This is a genomic window from Janthinobacterium lividum (genome assembly GCF_011601275.1).
GTDB classification, from domain to species: Bacteria; Pseudomonadota; Gammaproteobacteria; order Burkholderiales; family Burkholderiaceae_D; genus Janthinobacterium; species Janthinobacterium lividum_E.
Genome location: NZ_JAAOLY010000012.1, coordinates 1 through 15,182, shown reverse-complemented (window position 1 = coordinate 15,182; position 15,182 = coordinate 1). Strand labels below are relative to the sequence as shown.

The window sequence follows — 15,182 nt, the reverse complement described above, 5'->3', positions numbered from 1 at the left end:
GCTGGCGGCTGCTCAATTTTCAGCCACCGGCGCTTCCAACAAACCCGCCAGCTGCGCGCGCATGCCGTTGGTCATAGATTGCAGCAATTCACCGCGCCGGCGCGCATCGGCGCGTTTCTTTGACGCCACGTCAGCCAGGTCCGGTAGCCGATAGGGCGTGCAGGGCAAGTGATAATTGCCGTCACGCATACGCAAGGCGTGCAATTCCTGCCACGCCAGGTCGTAATCGGCGGCGATATGGCGCCGGCGGCGCGCATTCAGGGCGATGCGGTTGTCGTTGCTGATTAAGAACAGGTTGGTACAGGCAAAAAAATCGCCGAAATCGCGCAAGGCCGTCACCATCAGGTTTTTCGGACGGCAGCCGTGCAAGGCCCGCGTGGCTTCCTTGACGGCCAGCTTGCCCGCTTCCGAGCGCAAGCCTTGCAGCGCGCCCAGTTGCAGCGAGACGCCATCGGCGCGCGGCACGAACAAAAAACTGGCCAGGTATAGGGGCTGGCCGTCGCGCGTCAGGCGCAGGCACAGTTCGCCTTCGCGGTAGCTGTCGTGGATGGCCGTCAGCTGTAAATGGTACAGCGCCCCGTCCTTGCCTTCGAGCGCGGCCAGCACCACGGCCCCGCGCGCGGCCCGCTCGACCAGCGATCGCGCACCCGCTTGCCACAGGAAGCGGTAATGTCCTTCCAGCAAGGCCAGGCGATCCGCGCAACCGAGTTGGCGCGACGCGTACGGCCGGTAAATCTTGAAGCGCAGGCAGGGATGCAGCTGCGCCAGCGAGTTCAAGCCCGGCATGCTGCCCAGAAAGGCGTGCCAGCGCGTGCGCTGGCGGGGAAAGAAGAGGGCGCCCAGCGCCGCTTTCAGGCGGTGGCCGCTGGCGGAATGTCGTGGCACGGCGGCGCCGTGGTGCAAGGTCAAAGTGATGTCATTCATGGTTCTGCCGGGAAATGGCAGGCGCTGCACAATGAGAGCCTTGCCAATTTGAATGCTACGCGGGCCAGGTGAATTTCATATTAAGAAGCTATTCCCACGGGTATTTAGAGGATGGAAACTAAACATTTGCCTTTTGGCAATATGGCCGGTTATGCTCACGGCACTGTGACCCGATGAAATGATTGCGCCCCATGAAACTGCGCCATTTGCTTGCCATGCCCATGCTGCTCGCCGCGCAGGCCACACACGCCCAGGACCGCACGGCCGATCCTTTGGCGCCGCTGGCGCAATGCATCAACCGCAGCGAGTTCCAATTCAAGACGCAGGACCGCTTGCCGGCCAGCGCGACCACGCGCGTCGTCAAGATGGCGGCGGGGGAGCGCCGGGTCTCGACGGCCGATGGCTATCGGCTGATGCTGTTCCGCAAGAGCAGCTTGCCCCTCTCGAATCTGAAGATCGAGCGCAGCGCCGAAGGCCAGTTTGCCGCCGATCGCGAGACCATCCTGGCGCAAATGCAGGAGATGTCGGCCAGCAGCAAGCCGCCGCATCAGGTGCCGCTGGAAACGGACGCGCGCCAGGGCGTGGAAGTGCTAGGATTGAATCAGGCCAGCATCGCGCGGGCGCAAGGCATCATCAGCCTGTACACGCTGCTGCACGCTGCCAGCGGTACGGTCGCCACGGCCTACGTGCTGAACCAGCCAGCCGACCCGCGCGACTTTGCCACGGATGCGCAGTACCAGGCGCTGCGTACACAATTGATTGCTTCGCTTGTCAGCTGCCTGGCCGATCCCGCGCAGTAAGGCAAGCGCACAGGGAGGAGGGTGAGCCATGAAAAAAGCCGCTGCAAGCGCGCCGCCCACCGAAAAAGCGGCAAGCACCGAATCGCCCGCCCGCCAGATCGACGCGAAAATCGCCACGCTGGCGGATTGGCGCGGCAAAACCCTGGCCACGGTGCGCGCACTGATCCACCAGGCTGACCCGGACGTGGTCGAAGAAGTCAAATGGCGCGGCGTGCCCGTCTGGTCGCACGCCGGCATGATTTGCACGGGCGAAACCTATCAGCTGGCCGTGAAACTCACCTTCGCCAAGGGCGCCGCCTTGCCCGATCCGGCCCACCTGTTCAATGCCAGCCTGGACGGCAACACACGCCGGGCCATCGATATTCACGAAGGCGAGCATCTCGATGCCGCGGCGTTCAAGGCGTTGATACGCGCCGCCGTGGCCGCAAATACGGCGCCAAAACCAAAACGGACGACGACTTGAGACATTATCTGTATATCTGGCACGACCCGGCCGAGCGCATGCTGGTCGCTTCCGGCATCGAATTCAAGGATTGTATTGGTGCCCTCGGCGAGGCTGGCGGCATCGTGCTGCGCAAGGGCAGCGCCGGGACGGCCAGGAAACCGGCCCCCTGGCAGACCTTGGCGTGGCAGCACCTGCCGGCCCTGGCCCAGGAAAACCTGTACGACTGCGGCAGCCATGCCTGGGCCGATTGGCGGGGCGCACCGCCGACCCCTGGCGATGCAGACGTGGGCGCGATGCTCGACCACCGTGGCGCATTGGCACCGCTGCCTGCCTTGCAGGGTAGCTTCCTCGCCTTTGCCCACGACGACGGCTGGTATCTGAAGTTGTTCTATGCGGAGTGGGACGACACGGCGGCCTTGCTCGCCGGCGCCATCCCGCCAGCCCTGGGAGTGCTCGACATGGTGGCGCTGGAACAGGGTGACGATGGCTACTGGCTGCGGGACGGCGTGGTCCAGGCCGAGCTGAAAACCCACGATATCGACTGCGTGCTGAACCGTCGCCTGTAGTTGCCCCCGGCTACGTCCTGCGCCACTGCGCTTCGCAAGCGCTCAGCACGCCGTCAGGCAGCGCTTCCTGCCCCGGCAGTTCCTGGAACACGGCCGGGTAGCATGGCGCACCGGCGCTTGCCAGCGCCAGCAGCGGCGCGCCGATCGGCGTCAAGGTGAATGCTGCGCGTAGGCTTCGTCATCTGCCGTCATCGGGCAGGCGAAATAATGGGGCAGGGCCTGGAGGCTGGCGATTCTCGTCCTGAGGGCCGTCATGGTCCCAGGCCATGTAGACAGGCTCAAACATCGCGTTTCCCCTTGCCGTGCAGCGCCAGGCGCGCCGCCATGCCGGCATTCTCGCGCAGCAAGCCGTCGCGTTCCTGCGCCAATGCTTCCATTTTCTGCTGCGATAGTTGCCCGCTTTCCGCCAGCATGTCGAGCTGCCGGTCTTGCGCGGCCAGCGCCACCTTGGCGTCGTTCAGCGCCAGCAAGGCTGTGTCCAGCTTGGCCAGCAGGGCGTCGGCCGAGGCAGCCGCCTGCAAATATTGAAATTCAAACTGGTCGCGCTCGGGACGCACGGTGGCCAGCGCATCGCGGTCGGCCGCCGCTTCATCAGCCAGGCGCGTGTGTTCGGCCTGCAACTGCGCCAAACGCATGTCCTGCTGCACCAGGGTCGCCTGCTGGCCTTGCAGACGCTGCTGCAGCTGCGCATTGTCCTGCTCCAGACGGCTGATCCTTTGCTGCGCCTGCGCCCGTTCCTCGTTGCGCTGGGTCGCGGCCGCTTCCTGGTAATGGTCGAACTGCGAGCGCACCTGCGCCAGCTGGCGGTTCAGGGCCGCGATTTCCTCACCGCGGTCGGCCAGGCGCTGCGTCAGGCCCGCGTTATCGCTGTGCAGGGTGGCCAGTGTGACGGCGCGGAAATGGTGCTCTTCCTTCAGGTGCGCCAGCGCATGCTGGGTGGCGCGCAATTCCTGGGTGAGGGCGGCGCGCGCCTCCGTCAATTTCAAGCGTTCGCTTTCCGTCTTCTTCAGCTTGTCCAGCGCCGCGTCCAGTTCGGCGCGGTTCTGCTGTATGCCCGTTTCCAATTGCTGCGCCACGTCGCGCTGCTGCTTTTCATAGACGCCGCGCATCGCTTCCATCAGTTCGGCAGGCAAGCCTGACTCCGTTTTCACGGCGCCCCCACCCTGGAACTCTTCCTTCCAGCGCTTGAGCAGGGGGGCGATGGTGCTCTTGCTGCCCGTGCTGCCCAGCGCTTCGCGCACATTGTCGACCGTGGGATTGCGCCCATCGGCAGCGACGATTTGGGCTGCTTTCATAACATCAGAGTACAGAATGCCAGTGCGGGCCATGAAATCACCTATGAAAGAAATTTAGTAACGTATTACATGATACGTAATATCGGATAATATTACGATATAAATTTTCATCGTTTTTTGAAAAATATAAGTCACGATAAGATAGCTTATCGCGTGTTATGGGGAGGGCTTTGCATGCTATTCTGCGTATCTCCCAGTACAAAACCCCGATTTCGCCGCCGCCATGTCCGATTTGCCTGTCCCGAAACGCCGTATCGCCGTGCCAAAAAGCACTGCCATCGCCCCCGCGCCATTACACGGCGCCCTCGTCGATGCCGAGCTGGCCGCGCGCCATCAGGCCTTTTTAGCCGCCGCCACCTCGGATAACACGCGCCGCACCTATCGCTCCGCCATCCGCCACTTCCAGGCCTGGGGCGGGGCGCTGCCTGCCGACGAGTCCACCGTCATCCGCTACCTGATGGCGTATGCGGACAGCCTGAACGCCCGCACCCTGGCCCTGCGCCTGACGGCCCTGTCGCAATGGCATGTGTATCAGGGCTTTGCCGACCTCGCGTCCACGCCCACCGTGCGCAAGACCCTGGCCGGCATCGCCCGCCTGCACGGCAAGCCAAAGAAGAAGGCCAAGGCGCTGCCATTGGAAGACCTGGAGCTGATCGTCGTCAAACTGGCCGCGCTGGGCACGAACAAGTCCTTGCGCGACAGCGCCTTGCTGCAACTGGGCTTTTTTGGCGGTTTCCGGCGCAGCGAACTGGCGGGATTGACCGTGGAGGACGTGCGCTGGGAGCCGCAGGGCCTGGTGATCACCTTGCCCCGCTCGAAGACGGATCAACTGGGGGAGGGCATCGTCAAGGCGATCCCGTTCGGCGACGGCGTCTGCTGCCCGGCCACGGCCTTGCGCACATGGCTGGCAGCGGCGCACATCCGCACGGGTCCGCTCTTGCGCACCGTCAACCAGTGGGGCCATGTAGGACGAAAGGGACTGCACGCGAGCAGCATCAACACGATCCTGGAAGCTTGCGCCAGGCTGGCGCAACTCGATTACGTGCCGGAACTATCGAGCCACAGCCTGCGCCGCGGCATGGCCACCAGCGCGCACCGGGCCGGCGCCGACTTCCAGTCCATCAAGCGCCAGGGTGGCTGGCGCCACGATGGCACCGTGCATGGCTATATAGAAGAGGCGGGGCGTTTCGAAGAAAATGCGGCGGGGAGTTTGTTGAAGGGGAAGAGGAAGACGGCGGGATGAGGCGAGCGACAACGCCATGCCGGGCACCTTCAGCGCGTCTGCATTCGCCCCAAAGCCGCCGTTCGAGTTTCGATGGCCACGGTCCGCTATGTAACGTTACCGGCTGATGCCCACATGCAAGATGACCGGATGAATGGGAAGAGGCGTTTGCATAAAACCTGAAAAATTGCATCCAGCGCCTGTCAAGCTCAGCCGGCCGCTCGGCTTTCGTCACTGGGGACATGACTTTCTATCCGCGTGGAATCCAGCGCACATCATTCAATGCGGTACAGGCTGTCAAAGCCGCCTACCTCCAGTGACGGGCTGTCTGCGCCACCAAGTATCGGCAGACCCTGGCTCCATCCAGCAGCCAAGACCTGCACGTCACGCACAGGATCGGATGCCTTGGCCCTCTCGTTGCGGATGCGACAGGTTTCGGGATCTGTAGCAAACAACCCACGTGCGAAGACCCGGCCCTGTTCCGCCAGCCTTGTGGTTTTGGGAGCGCGAATTCTCGCAAACGCTTGGAAGATGTCTTCCAAGGCTCCACTTGCACCATCCAAGCACCGGGCCAAATGCCACGCATCCTCAAGCGCCTGGCAGGCTCCTTGCCCCGACGTCGGTAACGGCGCGTGCGCCGCATCTCCCACGAGCAGCACATTTGCCCGGCTCCACGTGTGCAGCGGCTCCAAGTCGTGCACGGCAATCAGTCGGATGGCATCCGCCGGTGTCGCCTGGATGAGACGTGTGACAGGCTCAGGCCATTCCGCGAACAGGTCTTCGATTTCCTTACGCATATCCACTGCGGACGCCGCCACCGGCAATGGCCGTGCCTGCGCCGCCGCCCAGTAGACCAGATCCGGCCGGACCGGCACGCAACCGAAGCGCTTGCCCGTCCCCCAGAAGTCTTGAATCGAAACATCGCTCACCAGCGCATGCGGCCCCTGCGCCACGCCAATCCAATTCACAAAGCCTTGATAGATTGGTGTGTTGTCACCCGCGACAAACTTGCGCGCCACTGATTCCATGCGGCCGTCGGCCCCAATGAGCAGATCCGGGCGGATGCTCGCGCCACTTTCGAAATGGGCCACGGCTCTGCCATGAGTATCAAGCTCAATGGCCACCGCGCGGCGCCCGAACTCCACCGGAATCCCTGCCCGTGCCGCATGATCCAGCAACACCTCCTGCAAGTGCCTGCGCAGCACCGTGTAGGTTGGGTATCCCATCGTCCGGTCCAGCAAACCAATATCGAGGCCCCCCAGTGCATTTCCAGCAGCATCCTGGCGCCGCATTGTCAGCGGTCTACCGCCAATAGCCTCAATGTCTTGCAGCAGTCCCAGTTCTTCCAGCACAAAGCTGGCATTGGGCCAGAGCGTCACGCCAGCCCCCATGGTTGCCGGCCCCGCCCGGCGCTCATATACCCGGGGACTGTACCCCTGCTTGCTCAAGGCAAGCGCCACGCTCAACCCTGCAATGCCGCCGCCAAGTATTCCGATTTCCATGCTAAAGCTCTCCTATTCAATCCGTCCCGACGTGCCGCCGACGGCGATCCATCGGACGAGATGGCATATTAAATTCCAGCACTGTGGAGTACTAGTATGTAAAAATGGTGAGCTTTCATACCTTAATCGGGATAATAATGCGCAATGCCCTCGACCTCAATACAGTCCGTGTCTACGTGGCGGTCGTCGATGAACAAAGCTTTGCCGGCGCGGCACGCCTGCTGACCCTGCCATCTTCTAACGTTAGCCGCCACGTCGCCTCGCTGGAACGCATGCTGGGCGTCCGCCTGCTGGAACGCAGCACCCGCCACCTGCGCATGACGGAAGCTGGCAGGCTACTCTACGAACGCGCAAAACCCTTGCTCGACGCCTTGCTGTCCACCGAGGAAGAGCTTGGCACAGTACAGCGTGAGCTGCGTGGCCCTCTAAGGATGTGCATGCCAGGCGAAGCGCCAAGGCTGCTAGCTCCTATCCTGGCCGAATTCTGTAGCCTCCATCCAGGCATCGAGCTTGAATGCGATACCCGGATGACCGGACTTGAGGTACTTCGAGAGGACGTCGATCTTTCAATCGTCTTCCACCGGGGCCATCAGGAGGACAGTACTTTCATCACCCGCGAACTCGCCACCCTGCCCAGCATCGTGGTTGCCGCCCCCACCTTGTTAGCCAAGACCGGCATGCCACGCCATGTGCGCGAACTGAAATCTCTACCCTGCATCACCACCCTCAGTGCGCTGAAAGGTCAGCCCTGGCAATTTCAGAACGCTGCGGGAGAAATCGTCAAGGTGCCGGTCCGCAGCCGTTACCGCGTCAACAGCGGAGAACTGGCAGTGGCAGGCGCACGGCAAGGCATCGGCTTCGCGATTGTGGCGGCCTATCCCTGCCAGGAAGATCTTGCTACGGGCCGATTGCAGGAGGTACCACTGGACCTGTGTCCCGCGCCGCTGAAATTGCTGGGGGCATATAGCCATCGCCATTCCGTGACCGCGCGTGTGCGGGCGCTGCTGGAATTGATACAAGTGCGGTTGGCTGGATCGGTTAACCCTCCCGTGGCCCCCATAACCTGTGGAACGGTCTAGGATCGAGGTAGTGCACTGGACTCAAAGTGGAGTTCTTCGGAGCAGAAGAAGTCGCTCGGTATGACTTTCTCAATTTCAGCTTTTGGCCGGTTGCCATCGTTGGCAGGTACCGCCCCATAGCGGACATTAATACGCTCTCGTAAGGTAGTCCTGGCCCTCCGTTTTGGCATGGTTTGAAAAAATCTAAACTAGTGGTGATTGATTACTATTTAAAAGCAAATCATGATGATCCTCGTAGCCCGCGAATTCATAGCTACAATGACATTATTTTTATTGCCAAACTCAGAACGGTTGCTGCTGCGTGGTGCAGTGGATGCCACCGCCACCAGCCGCGATGGCGTCGATATTGAGTTGCACGATTTCGCGCCCTGGGAAGTGTTCGCGCAGGATGGCCTTGGTGTTGCGGTCGGTTGCGGCATCGCCAAATTCCGGGCACAGCACGGCGCCGTTGCAGATATAGAAATTGATGTAACCGGCTGCAAAATCCTTGTTTTCATATTGCGGACGGACCTGCCCCGGGCCCGGCAGGACCACGACCTGCAGTGGGCGACCACGGGAATCCGTGGCCTTGCGCAGGATGTCGAGGTGGCGCTGGGTGACGGCGCGCTCGGGCGAGGACGGGTCGCTTTCAAAGCCAGCCGCGACGACACCAGGTGAGCAAAATCGGGCATAGAAATCCGTGTGGCCATCGGTGATGTCCTGGCCAGCGATGCCGGGCAGCCAGATCACTTTCTGGATACCCAAAAGCGTGCGCAGCTCCCGTTCACATTGCGCCTTGCCCACGCCAGGGTTTCGGTTGGAGTTGAGTACGCAGCTTTCCGTGATGATAGCCGTGCCCTGTCCATCGACTTCGATGCCCCCCCCTTCGAGTACCAGGCTGCTTTCCAGCACGGCCACGCTCGCCCACCCGGCAACAAAAGATGCCACAAGCGCATCGTCGTCGTGGTCCTGCTTTTCGCCCCATCCATTGAAATTAAAGTTCACACCGGCCGACGCGCCGTCTGCCTTTTTGACAAAGACGGGGCCTGTGTCGCGCATCCACAAGTCGTCGATGGGCTGCACCAGCAGGCTGACCTTGCTGCCGCACAGGCGCGCCGCCACGTCGTAATCTTCCTCGTTGACCAGCATGTGCACGGGCTCAAAGCTGGCGATGGCTTGCGCGATACGCGCGAGGTTCGCCTGCGCGCCCGTTTTCAGCCGCTTGCCCCATACCTCGTCATTGGCGCCGAAAGCCATCCAGGTCGCCGCGTGGCGCTCGCCTTCATCGGGCATGCGCCAGCCAGCGCTGGCAGCCCATGCTGGCAATGCGGGCCAACCTGCGGCGGCGCCGGCCGCCAGGCCCATGGCGCCCGAGAGGAAATGTCGTCGTTGCATGCTGCTCTCCTTTTATGCAATTTCCTGTTGCGTGGTGCAGTGGATGCCGCCGCCACCGGCCGCGATGGGGTCAATATTGATCTGGACGATGGCGCGGCCCGGATACAGCTGCGCATACTGCGCCTTGGCATTTGCATCGGCTTGCGCATCGCCAAATTCCGGCAAGAAAATGGCGCCGCTGGTGGCATAGTAATTGATATAGCCGGCGGCGAAGGTATTCGGGTTGTTTCCAGGCCGAATTTTCTCGGGACCATCGATGACGACGATTTGCAGGGGCTGGCCATCCGCATCAGTGGCGCCGCGCAAGATCTCCAGGTGGCGCCGCGTCAGCGCGTAGTCGTACGATTCCGGGTCCATCTCGCGGTGCGCTGCCACCACGCCGGCGCGCACAAAACGGGCGTAAAAGTCCGTGTGGGCATCCGTGATGTCCTTGTTCTTGATGCCCGGCAGCCAGATCACCTTGCGGATGCCCAGCAGGCGCAGCAGTTCCGCTTCGCAGTCGACCTTGCTCCAGCCCGGGTTGCGGTTCGTATTCAGAACACAACTTTCCGTGATGATGGCCGTGCCCTTGCCATCGACTTCCAGCGCGCCCCCTTCCAGCACCAGGCGCGTGCTCAGCAGCGGCACCTGGGCCTGGGCGGCGACCACGTCGGCCACCTGGCCATCCTGGCCGAACTGCTGCCTGTTGCCCCAGCCATTGAAGTTGAACTTCACGCCGGCCCGCTCGCCATTCGGCTTGCGCACGAAGATGGGCCCCGTGTCGCGCATCCATAAATCGTCCATCTCGGCGGGAACCAGGTTCACGCGCGCATCGAGCAACTGCCGCGCGCTGGCCAGCTCAGCCGGGCGCACCAGCATGTTGACGGGTTCGTGGGCGGCGATGGCATTGGCGATGCGCACCAGCGCCAACTGCACCTGTGGTACTTGCGCGCGCCCCCAGATGGCGCTCGAGGCGCCATACGCCATCCATGTGGCCTTGTGGGCTTCCGCTTCGTCGGGCATGCGCCAACCGCTGGCGTCCTTCGCGCCAGTATTGTTGCCGCCACTACCGCTGTTCACGGGCGGCATCACCTTGCCGGTTTGCGCCCCGCCTTCGGCGTCACCGCCGCAAGCGGCCATTAGGCCGCCCATGGCCAGCGCGCTGCCGCCCACCATGCAATGGCGCAAGAAATATCGACGTGTATTCATTATCCATCCTTTTATTTATTAACAATATTACCGCGCGCTACAGCCGGGCGCCGGGATGGAGAGCATTGTCTTCGGTCTAAAGCATGAAAACAAATGATATGATTTGCACTAATTGATTAGGTTTTCTCATATGTATGACCATCGTATTCCTTCTCTGAAATTGTTAATGGGCTTCGAGGCGGCGGCGCGCCATGGCAATTTCTCGCGTGCGGCCGACGAGCTGCACGTAACGCAGTCAGCCATCAGCCACCAGGTGCAACTGCTGGAAGAACAGATCAAGCAGCCGCTGTTCCGCCGCGCGGGACGCGGCGTGGAACTGACGGTAGCCGGCGAAGTGCTGCTGCGCAGTGTGCAGCGCTCGATGACCGTTCTCCGCAGCGGCCTGGGGCGCATTGCCACCTACCTCGATCCGGGACTGGTGGTGCTCGTGTGCCCGGCGGTCCTGTTGCACGGCTGGCTGCAGCCCCGCTTGCGTGCGCTCGAAGCGCAGTTACCCGGGCTGTGTCTGCTGCTGTCGGTGGATGAGAGCGCCCGCTTCGTCGATGAAATTGACGTCGATATCGCCATCGGCGACCGACCTATCCTGCAGCCGGACTTGCTGGAAATTCCGCTGCTTCACGATGAATGGATGTTGGTTGCCAACAGCGAACTGGCGGGGCGGCTGTCCGGCGTGCCCCAAGAACAGCATCATCTGCATGCGGACCTAGTTTGCTTGGAAGAAAGTCTGACGGGCGACGCCACGGCACCGTTGTTCCTGGGGCCGCTGGCGCGCTTTCGCAAGCGCGCCATCTATGACGATGCGCGCTTGTTGCTGGATGCAACCCTGGATGGACGCGGCGTTGCCTGCCTGCCGCGCATCCTGGTGGACGCCAGCTTGGCACGTGGCCAATTGCAGGTCCTGCCAGGATACCCGCGCGTGCCTGGCACTACCTGGTGGCTGTCAGGCGTGGCTGCACCTGCGCGTTCGGACATTGTCTTGCAGGTATTTGATTGGCTGCGCGCTCAGGCCTCGGAACTTGAATGCCAAGGGATATTTGCAGTCAGGGCTGAGTAAATCCTCCGTTCGCTCTGGGTGGATATCGGCCGCTGTAGCCATTTTGCCAAAAGCTCGGCCTTTCTAACCAATGCGTCCGTCGCGCTTGCGCAGAGATCAATGGCCGCTTTTGGCCGGCTGCAGCTGTGCGCTAGCTAAAGATGACGCACTTCTTCTGGCGGTGTTTCCCAGTTGTCGTTCTTACCGTCCAAATACGTGATAGGCGCATTCACGAGTTCTTCCGGAGTGACGTCGTCCAAACACGTTAGATTGACCGCATAGAACTCGCCCCAGCGAGGCGAGCGCCCAATTCCAAAGGAGCGTACCCCGCAATGTTTGCAAAAGAGGTGCTGGTCGGTCTTCGTCAAAAATTGATATTTAGTGAGTTCCGCTTCGCCGGACAGCAATCGGAAAGAAGCAGGTTTCACTATCGCGGGCCAGAACCGTACCTTTGAGCAAATAGAGCAATTGCACCGGATGGTTCCTTGGCTTAGGTCGATGTCAGCTTCAAATCGCACCACACCGCAATGACAACTGCCATGATAAGTCTTCACTTGCGCTCCATTCATTTTGGGTCACATCGACTCTATCAGAGAGTTGCATATACGGCAATCAACGCCCAAACGGCCGCTTCTGGCCGGTTTCTGCCGCCGCGTGTACGGCAGCGTTCGACTCAACCAGCGGTGCAAAAAACAACTAATCTTCGTGTAGTAGAGTCGGTTGACTATCTTCCGATAGCATTTAGTTCTCGTTGCAAAGCATTATTCATTCCGCAATGTAATAGCTAAAGGGGGGGCTGCCCAATGAAACGCCACAAGCTTACACGCGAGCAAAACGCCTGGCAGTACGAGAAGTAACTGGATAAACATCGCAATCGGTAAAATTATAATCACAAGAAAACTCGCTACTCCAGCGCCCACGCCCGCTATCGGCCAAAGTGGAGAAAGTCGCACATTACGTACCCATTGAATGCCCATTACGATATGTGCCACCCAAGCGCCAATCCAAATTAATTTCATAACTATAGGAACACCACCCGTCGCGAGACCCACGATCATGAGATACATTCCAGGCAAACAGAAAGCATAGTAGAGGATAACGATGACCAGCCGTTGGAGCACGGTCTTTTTGGAGTTAGGCTTTCTAAATGTAATTTCCAAGTAAGCCTCCGATTGTTGCTAATGTCCATATCTCCGGTTTGGCACTGGCCGATGACCGCTCCTGGCCGGTTGCCGTCGCTGCCGGGTTCCGCCCCAAAGCGGACGTCCGAGAAAACAACTATGGGCTAGCTGCATGGAAGCTTTTCAATCTCCGCCAACACAGCCCCCGATGATCCAAAGCCCTGAGCGCAAGCCATCAGTTCCATCTTTGTAGCAAGTGGCACTTTAGCCAGATGGTAGACACAATGATCCAAAGCCATCTCCCATTCGCCATGTCCATTCAAGCTTTCGCATGCTCGAAAAACTTCGCTAGACAACGCCTCATGCAATTTCGACAGTAACAAGCTAAATTGGGTGGACTCATCCATGCATTTCTCCTTTAAATCGAACGTCCGCAGTTGGCCGGAATCAGTCACCAAAATTTCCAGCTAGGCTTCTTCGCAGGGGCTGTGGCTGGGCGAGCTCTAAGCTGGCGGTGTAATTGCCCCATCAAGCTTTGGTAGACCAGCATGGAGAATACCTGCAAGTTCCCGACCTTCATATCGCCGCCCAAGTAAGGATGCACTCTCCAACCTAAGCATTCGGCCTCGTCTGGCAGTAAGTTACTTCCAGCGGCAATAGGTTGCCAGTCGGCGCAAAACTCTTCGCTCAGCCATTCCTCCGACCTTTTCATACAATTGTATTGCTCGGCATTTTTGGCAATTTGCACGTAATCCCCCTCCAGCGCAGACAGTCGCCAGATTGCTCCATCAGGGGAGCCAAATACCCAGTCGGCCATTACTGTCAGGAAAAGAGGAGTATCCCGCTCGGGGACCAGCCAGGTCCATTCCGACAAAAGTGCCGAGAGGTCATACCGTTCGACTGGAACCATAAAGGCGCGTTCGCTCATTAAGTCTTTCTCACTAAATTCCGGGTAGTACGTCGGTCTGCTTTTGGCCGGTTGCCGTCCTTGGTAGGTTTCAGCCAATACTCAACTATCCGAAGCTCTGATGGCCATAGGCTCCGGCCAGGTTAGCACCGGAGTAAAATCGACCTTCCAAACGTCGACTTCGAACGGCAAACCACTTTCGTCGAGGTTCAGAATCGCCGAAACCAAGACGCCGTCAGTATCTTCAAATTCACATGCAGCAATAGTTGCACCATATCGCCTGGCATTAGCTTCGGAAGCAAATTTCAAAGACCCCATTCCGCCGTCATCCATCGAACTGACCAACAGCTCAGCTGGATTTTCCAAGCGTCCTGAAGCGCGAAACAAGAAATCGATAACCGGCAGTTCATGTGGATAAATTAGTCTCATAGCATCACGTAGAAATATTCAGCGGCCGCTCTTGGCCGATTGGAGACTACTATTCGTTGTCATTCTCAAGTAATAGCAACCGCCGAACTTCCTCATCACTTGGTTGCCAATCAGGACCCCGCACTTCGTAAATCTTGACCAAGCCGAGTAGCGTGAGCGGATCCCCCGCGTAAAAAACGCACGTTTCATTTTCCGCTCGATACTGTCGCTCGCCGGATGTTTCCCGCGTCACGGTATAGCCGATCTTGCGCAAGATGCTCAATGCTGGGGCAAGCGCATTTCCTGCGGCCACAAATCGTACTCGATTCTTCATATTCCACGATTTCACTATTATAAGTACACAAGCTTACCTGCTTGACCGTCCACTGTTTGCCGTATCCCGCCTGTAAGCAACGATACCATGTTGTCCAAATGAAAATCTAGTAAATTTCCACATCACCTTCCTCACGCCGCCGATGCTCTTTAGACGCATAGTAGAGTTCCATTCAGGAGGTCTATCATGGAATATCAAGCACAATTTTTTGGTCAACCTACACCATGGAACAAGGGCAAATTAGTCGGGCAAAAAGCACCGCTACGCGTAAGCGAAATCTGGGCAATTCGCGTCCGCCTGGAAATCTACCGGAGAGTGCGCGACTTGGCGCTCTTCAACTTGGCCATCGATAGCAAATTGCGTGGCTGCGACTTGGTCCAGTTGCGTGTCAATGATGTATGTCAGGGAGGGCATATAGCAGCGAGGGCCATTGTGATGCAGCAGAAAACGAAGCGACCTGTCCAATTCGAACTTACCGCAGGGACCAGGAAGAGCCTTGGGGACTGGATTGCGGCCGCAGCTTTGCGGCACGGCGACTTTCTATTCCCCAGTCGGATTTCCGAATCGCCGCATATTTCGACCAGGCAGTACGCGCGCATAGTTCACCAATGGTTCGACGAAATCGGATTAGACCCGACGGCATACAGCACACACACGATGCGCCGGACGAAGCCAACCCTCATCTACCGTCGCACAAAAAATTTGCGGGCGGTACAGCTATTGCTGGGCCACACGCGCTTGGAAAGTACGGTGCGTTATCTTGGCATTGAGGTTGAGGATGCGCTAGAAATGGCCGAGCAAACCGATGCTTGAGAACAAGGGCGACGCCAGCAGTCGCCCCGAAGCAGACATAGATTTGAATCGCCCCGGGTTTTGTAGAGGCTCCATTCTTTGAGAAAATGGAGCTATGAAAAAGCAACCGAAGTATTCCCCCGAAGTCATCGAGCGCGCTGTGCGCATGGTCAGCGAAGCCGGCAGCCAGTA

Annotated in this window: 19 protein-coding genes; 7 read left to right on the top strand and 12 right to left on the bottom strand. The window is 59.5% G+C overall.

Annotated elements, in window-relative coordinates; all coding sequences use genetic code 11:
• Nucleotides 1–12: 12 nt before the first annotated feature.
• Nucleotides 13–924 (bottom strand): VirK/YbjX family protein, encoded by a 912-nt coding sequence (locus tag GYK42_RS18255; RefSeq protein WP_166448651.1) that lies wholly within the window; start codon nucleotides 922–924, stop codon nucleotides 13–15.
• A gap of 191 nt (nucleotides 925–1,115) precedes the next feature.
• On the opposite strand from GYK42_RS18255, the gene GYK42_RS18250 reads away from it, so the two are divergent.
• The 3 genes from GYK42_RS18250 to GYK42_RS18240 are packed head-to-tail and all read left to right on the top strand — an operon-like array spanning nucleotide 1,116 to nucleotide 2,735.
• Nucleotides 1,116–1,724, top strand: coding sequence for a hypothetical protein (locus GYK42_RS18250; RefSeq protein WP_166448650.1), 609 nt, complete (start codon nucleotides 1,116–1,118; stop codon nucleotides 1,722–1,724).
• A 28-nt stretch (nucleotides 1,725–1,752) separates the two neighbouring features.
• Nucleotides 1,753–2,187 carry a DUF1801 domain-containing protein gene (locus GYK42_RS18245; protein ID WP_166448649.1) on the top strand — a complete coding sequence of 145 codons (435 nt, stop codon included), beginning with the start codon at nucleotides 1,753–1,755 and terminating at the stop codon, nucleotides 2,185–2,187.
• Nucleotides 2,184–2,735, top strand: a complete 552-nt coding sequence (locus tag GYK42_RS18240; RefSeq protein ID WP_166448648.1) for a hypothetical protein — start codon at nucleotides 2,184–2,186, stop codon at nucleotides 2,733–2,735. Before GYK42_RS18245 ends, GYK42_RS18240 begins: the two co-directional genes overlap by 4 nt.
• A 10-nt stretch (nucleotides 2,736–2,745) precedes the next feature.
• Here the strand turns inward: GYK42_RS18240 and GYK42_RS18235 are convergent, their stop codons facing one another.
• Nucleotides 2,746–2,889 (bottom strand): hypothetical protein, encoded by a 144-nt coding sequence (locus tag GYK42_RS18235; protein WP_166448647.1) that lies wholly within the window; start codon nucleotides 2,887–2,889, stop codon nucleotides 2,746–2,748.
• Between the two features lie 124 nt (nucleotides 2,890–3,013).
• The gene (locus tag GYK42_RS18230; protein WP_166448646.1) at nucleotides 3,014–4,030 is read right to left on the bottom strand and encodes a DNA-binding protein; all 1,017 of its coding nucleotides are present in this window, start codon (nucleotides 4,028–4,030) and stop codon (nucleotides 3,014–3,016) included.
• 223 nt (nucleotides 4,031–4,253) lie between these two features.
• Here GYK42_RS18230 and GYK42_RS18225 point away from each other — a divergent pair, with 223 nt between their 5' ends.
• Nucleotides 4,254–5,273, top strand: coding sequence for a tyrosine-type recombinase/integrase (locus GYK42_RS18225; protein ID WP_166448645.1), 1,020 nt, complete (start codon nucleotides 4,254–4,256; stop codon nucleotides 5,271–5,273).
• Between the two features lie 254 nt (nucleotides 5,274–5,527).
• Here GYK42_RS18225 and GYK42_RS18220 read toward each other — a convergent pair whose 3' ends face one another.
• Nucleotides 5,528–6,754 (bottom strand): FAD-dependent monooxygenase, encoded by a 1,227-nt coding sequence (locus GYK42_RS18220; RefSeq protein WP_166448644.1) that lies wholly within the window; start codon nucleotides 6,752–6,754, stop codon nucleotides 5,528–5,530.
• Between the two features lie 137 nt (nucleotides 6,755–6,891).
• Between GYK42_RS18220 and GYK42_RS18215 the strand changes: the two genes are divergently transcribed.
• Nucleotides 6,892–7,833 (top strand): LysR family transcriptional regulator, encoded by a 942-nt coding sequence (locus GYK42_RS18215; RefSeq protein ID WP_166448643.1) that lies wholly within the window; start codon nucleotides 6,892–6,894, stop codon nucleotides 7,831–7,833.
• 282 nt (nucleotides 7,834–8,115) lie between these two features.
• Here GYK42_RS18215 and GYK42_RS18210 read toward each other — a convergent pair whose 3' ends face one another.
• Together GYK42_RS18210 and GYK42_RS18205 are read right to left on the bottom strand one after the other, a co-directional pair.
• Complete coding sequence (locus GYK42_RS18210) at nucleotides 8,116–9,207, bottom strand: agmatine deiminase family protein (RefSeq protein ID WP_166448642.1); 1,092 nt, start codon at nucleotides 9,205–9,207, stop codon at nucleotides 8,116–8,118.
• 12 nt (nucleotides 9,208–9,219) lie between these two features.
• Complete coding sequence (locus tag GYK42_RS18205; RefSeq protein ID WP_240943656.1) at nucleotides 9,220–10,395, bottom strand: agmatine deiminase family protein; 1,176 nt, start codon at nucleotides 10,393–10,395, stop codon at nucleotides 9,220–9,222.
• Between the two features lie 130 nt (nucleotides 10,396–10,525).
• On the opposite strand from GYK42_RS18205, the gene GYK42_RS18200 reads away from it, so the two are divergent.
• The gene (locus GYK42_RS18200) at nucleotides 10,526–11,449 is read left to right on the top strand and encodes a LysR family transcriptional regulator (protein WP_166448641.1); all 924 of its coding nucleotides are present in this window, start codon (nucleotides 10,526–10,528) and stop codon (nucleotides 11,447–11,449) included.
• A 134-nt stretch (nucleotides 11,450–11,583) separates the two neighbouring features.
• On the opposite strand, the gene GYK42_RS18195 is transcribed toward GYK42_RS18200, so the two are convergent.
• From GYK42_RS18195 to GYK42_RS18170, 6 genes are all read right to left on the bottom strand, one after another.
• Nucleotides 11,584–11,997, bottom strand: a complete 414-nt coding sequence (locus tag GYK42_RS18195) for a GFA family protein (RefSeq protein WP_166448640.1) — start codon at nucleotides 11,995–11,997, stop codon at nucleotides 11,584–11,586.
• A gap of 192 nt (nucleotides 11,998–12,189) precedes the next feature.
• A complete protein-coding gene (locus GYK42_RS18190) occupies nucleotides 12,190–12,588 on the bottom strand; it encodes a hypothetical protein (protein ID WP_166448639.1) in 399 nt (132 codons plus the stop codon).
• 125 nt (nucleotides 12,589–12,713) lie between these two features.
• Nucleotides 12,714–12,956, bottom strand: a complete 243-nt coding sequence (locus GYK42_RS18185) for a hypothetical protein (protein ID WP_166448638.1) — start codon at nucleotides 12,954–12,956, stop codon at nucleotides 12,714–12,716.
• Nucleotides 12,957–13,000: 44 nt separating this feature from the next.
• On the bottom strand, nucleotides 13,001–13,555 hold the full coding sequence (locus GYK42_RS18180) for a hypothetical protein (protein ID WP_166448637.1): 555 nt from the start codon (nucleotides 13,553–13,555) through the stop codon (nucleotides 13,001–13,003).
• Nucleotides 13,556–13,558: 3 nt separating this feature from the next.
• Nucleotides 13,559–13,885: a DUF6984 family protein gene (locus tag GYK42_RS18175; RefSeq protein ID WP_166448636.1), complete on the bottom strand. Its 327-nt coding sequence runs from the start codon at nucleotides 13,883–13,885 to the stop codon at nucleotides 13,559–13,561.
• Between the two features lie 49 nt (nucleotides 13,886–13,934).
• Nucleotides 13,935–14,198 carry a hypothetical protein gene (locus GYK42_RS18170; RefSeq protein WP_166448635.1) on the bottom strand — a complete coding sequence of 88 codons (264 nt, stop codon included), beginning with the start codon at nucleotides 14,196–14,198 and terminating at the stop codon, nucleotides 13,935–13,937.
• Nucleotides 14,199–14,384: 186 nt separating this feature from the next.
• Between GYK42_RS18170 and GYK42_RS18165 the strand changes: the two genes are divergently transcribed.
• Nucleotides 14,385–15,011 carry a tyrosine-type recombinase/integrase gene (locus tag GYK42_RS18165; protein WP_166448634.1) on the top strand — a complete coding sequence of 209 codons (627 nt, stop codon included), beginning with the start codon at nucleotides 14,385–14,387 and terminating at the stop codon, nucleotides 15,009–15,011.
• Nucleotides 15,012–15,182 lie beyond the last annotated feature (171 nt).

What these genes read in the sequence shown, in the direction of transcription:
- GYK42_RS18255 (WP_166448651.1), bottom strand. Translation starts at nt 924, where the DNA reads ATGAATGACATCACTTTGACCTTGCACCACGGCGCCGCCGTGCCACGA.
- GYK42_RS18250 (WP_166448650.1), top strand. Translation starts at nt 1,116, where the DNA reads ATGAAACTGCGCCATTTGCTTGCCATGCCCATGCTGCTCGCCGCGCAG.
- GYK42_RS18245 (WP_166448649.1), top strand. Translation starts at nt 1,753, where the DNA reads ATGAAAAAAGCCGCTGCAAGCGCGCCGCCCACCGAAAAAGCGGCAAGC.
- GYK42_RS18230 (WP_166448646.1), bottom strand. Translation starts at nt 4,030, where the DNA reads ATGAAAGCAGCCCAAATCGTCGCTGCCGATGGGCGCAATCCCACGGTC.
- GYK42_RS18225 (WP_166448645.1), top strand. Translation starts at nt 4,254, where the DNA reads ATGTCCGATTTGCCTGTCCCGAAACGCCGTATCGCCGTGCCAAAAAGC.
- GYK42_RS18220 (WP_166448644.1), bottom strand. Translation starts at nt 6,754, where the DNA reads ATGGAAATCGGAATACTTGGCGGCGGCATTGCAGGGTTGAGCGTGGCG.
- GYK42_RS18215 (WP_166448643.1), top strand. Translation starts at nt 6,892, where the DNA reads ATGCGCAATGCCCTCGACCTCAATACAGTCCGTGTCTACGTGGCGGTC.
- GYK42_RS18210 (WP_166448642.1), bottom strand. Translation starts at nt 9,207, where the DNA reads ATGCAACGACGACATTTCCTCTCGGGCGCCATGGGCCTGGCGGCCGGC.
- GYK42_RS18205 (WP_240943656.1), bottom strand. Translation starts at nt 10,395, where the DNA reads ATGAATACACGTCGATATTTCTTGCGCCATTGCATGGTGGGCGGCAGC.
- GYK42_RS18200 (WP_166448641.1), top strand. Translation starts at nt 10,526, where the DNA reads ATGTATGACCATCGTATTCCTTCTCTGAAATTGTTAATGGGCTTCGAG.
- GYK42_RS18195 (WP_166448640.1), bottom strand. Translation starts at nt 11,997, where the DNA reads ATGAATGGAGCGCAAGTGAAGACTTATCATGGCAGTTGTCATTGCGGT.
- GYK42_RS18185 (WP_166448638.1), bottom strand. Translation starts at nt 12,956, where the DNA reads ATGGATGAGTCCACCCAATTTAGCTTGTTACTGTCGAAATTGCATGAG.
- GYK42_RS18175 (WP_166448636.1), bottom strand. Translation starts at nt 13,885, where the DNA reads ATGAGACTAATTTATCCACATGAACTGCCGGTTATCGATTTCTTGTTT.
- GYK42_RS18170 (WP_166448635.1), bottom strand. Translation starts at nt 14,198, where the DNA reads ATGAAGAATCGAGTACGATTTGTGGCCGCAGGAAATGCGCTTGCCCCA.
- GYK42_RS18165 (WP_166448634.1), top strand. Translation starts at nt 14,385, where the DNA reads ATGGAATATCAAGCACAATTTTTTGGTCAACCTACACCATGGAACAAG.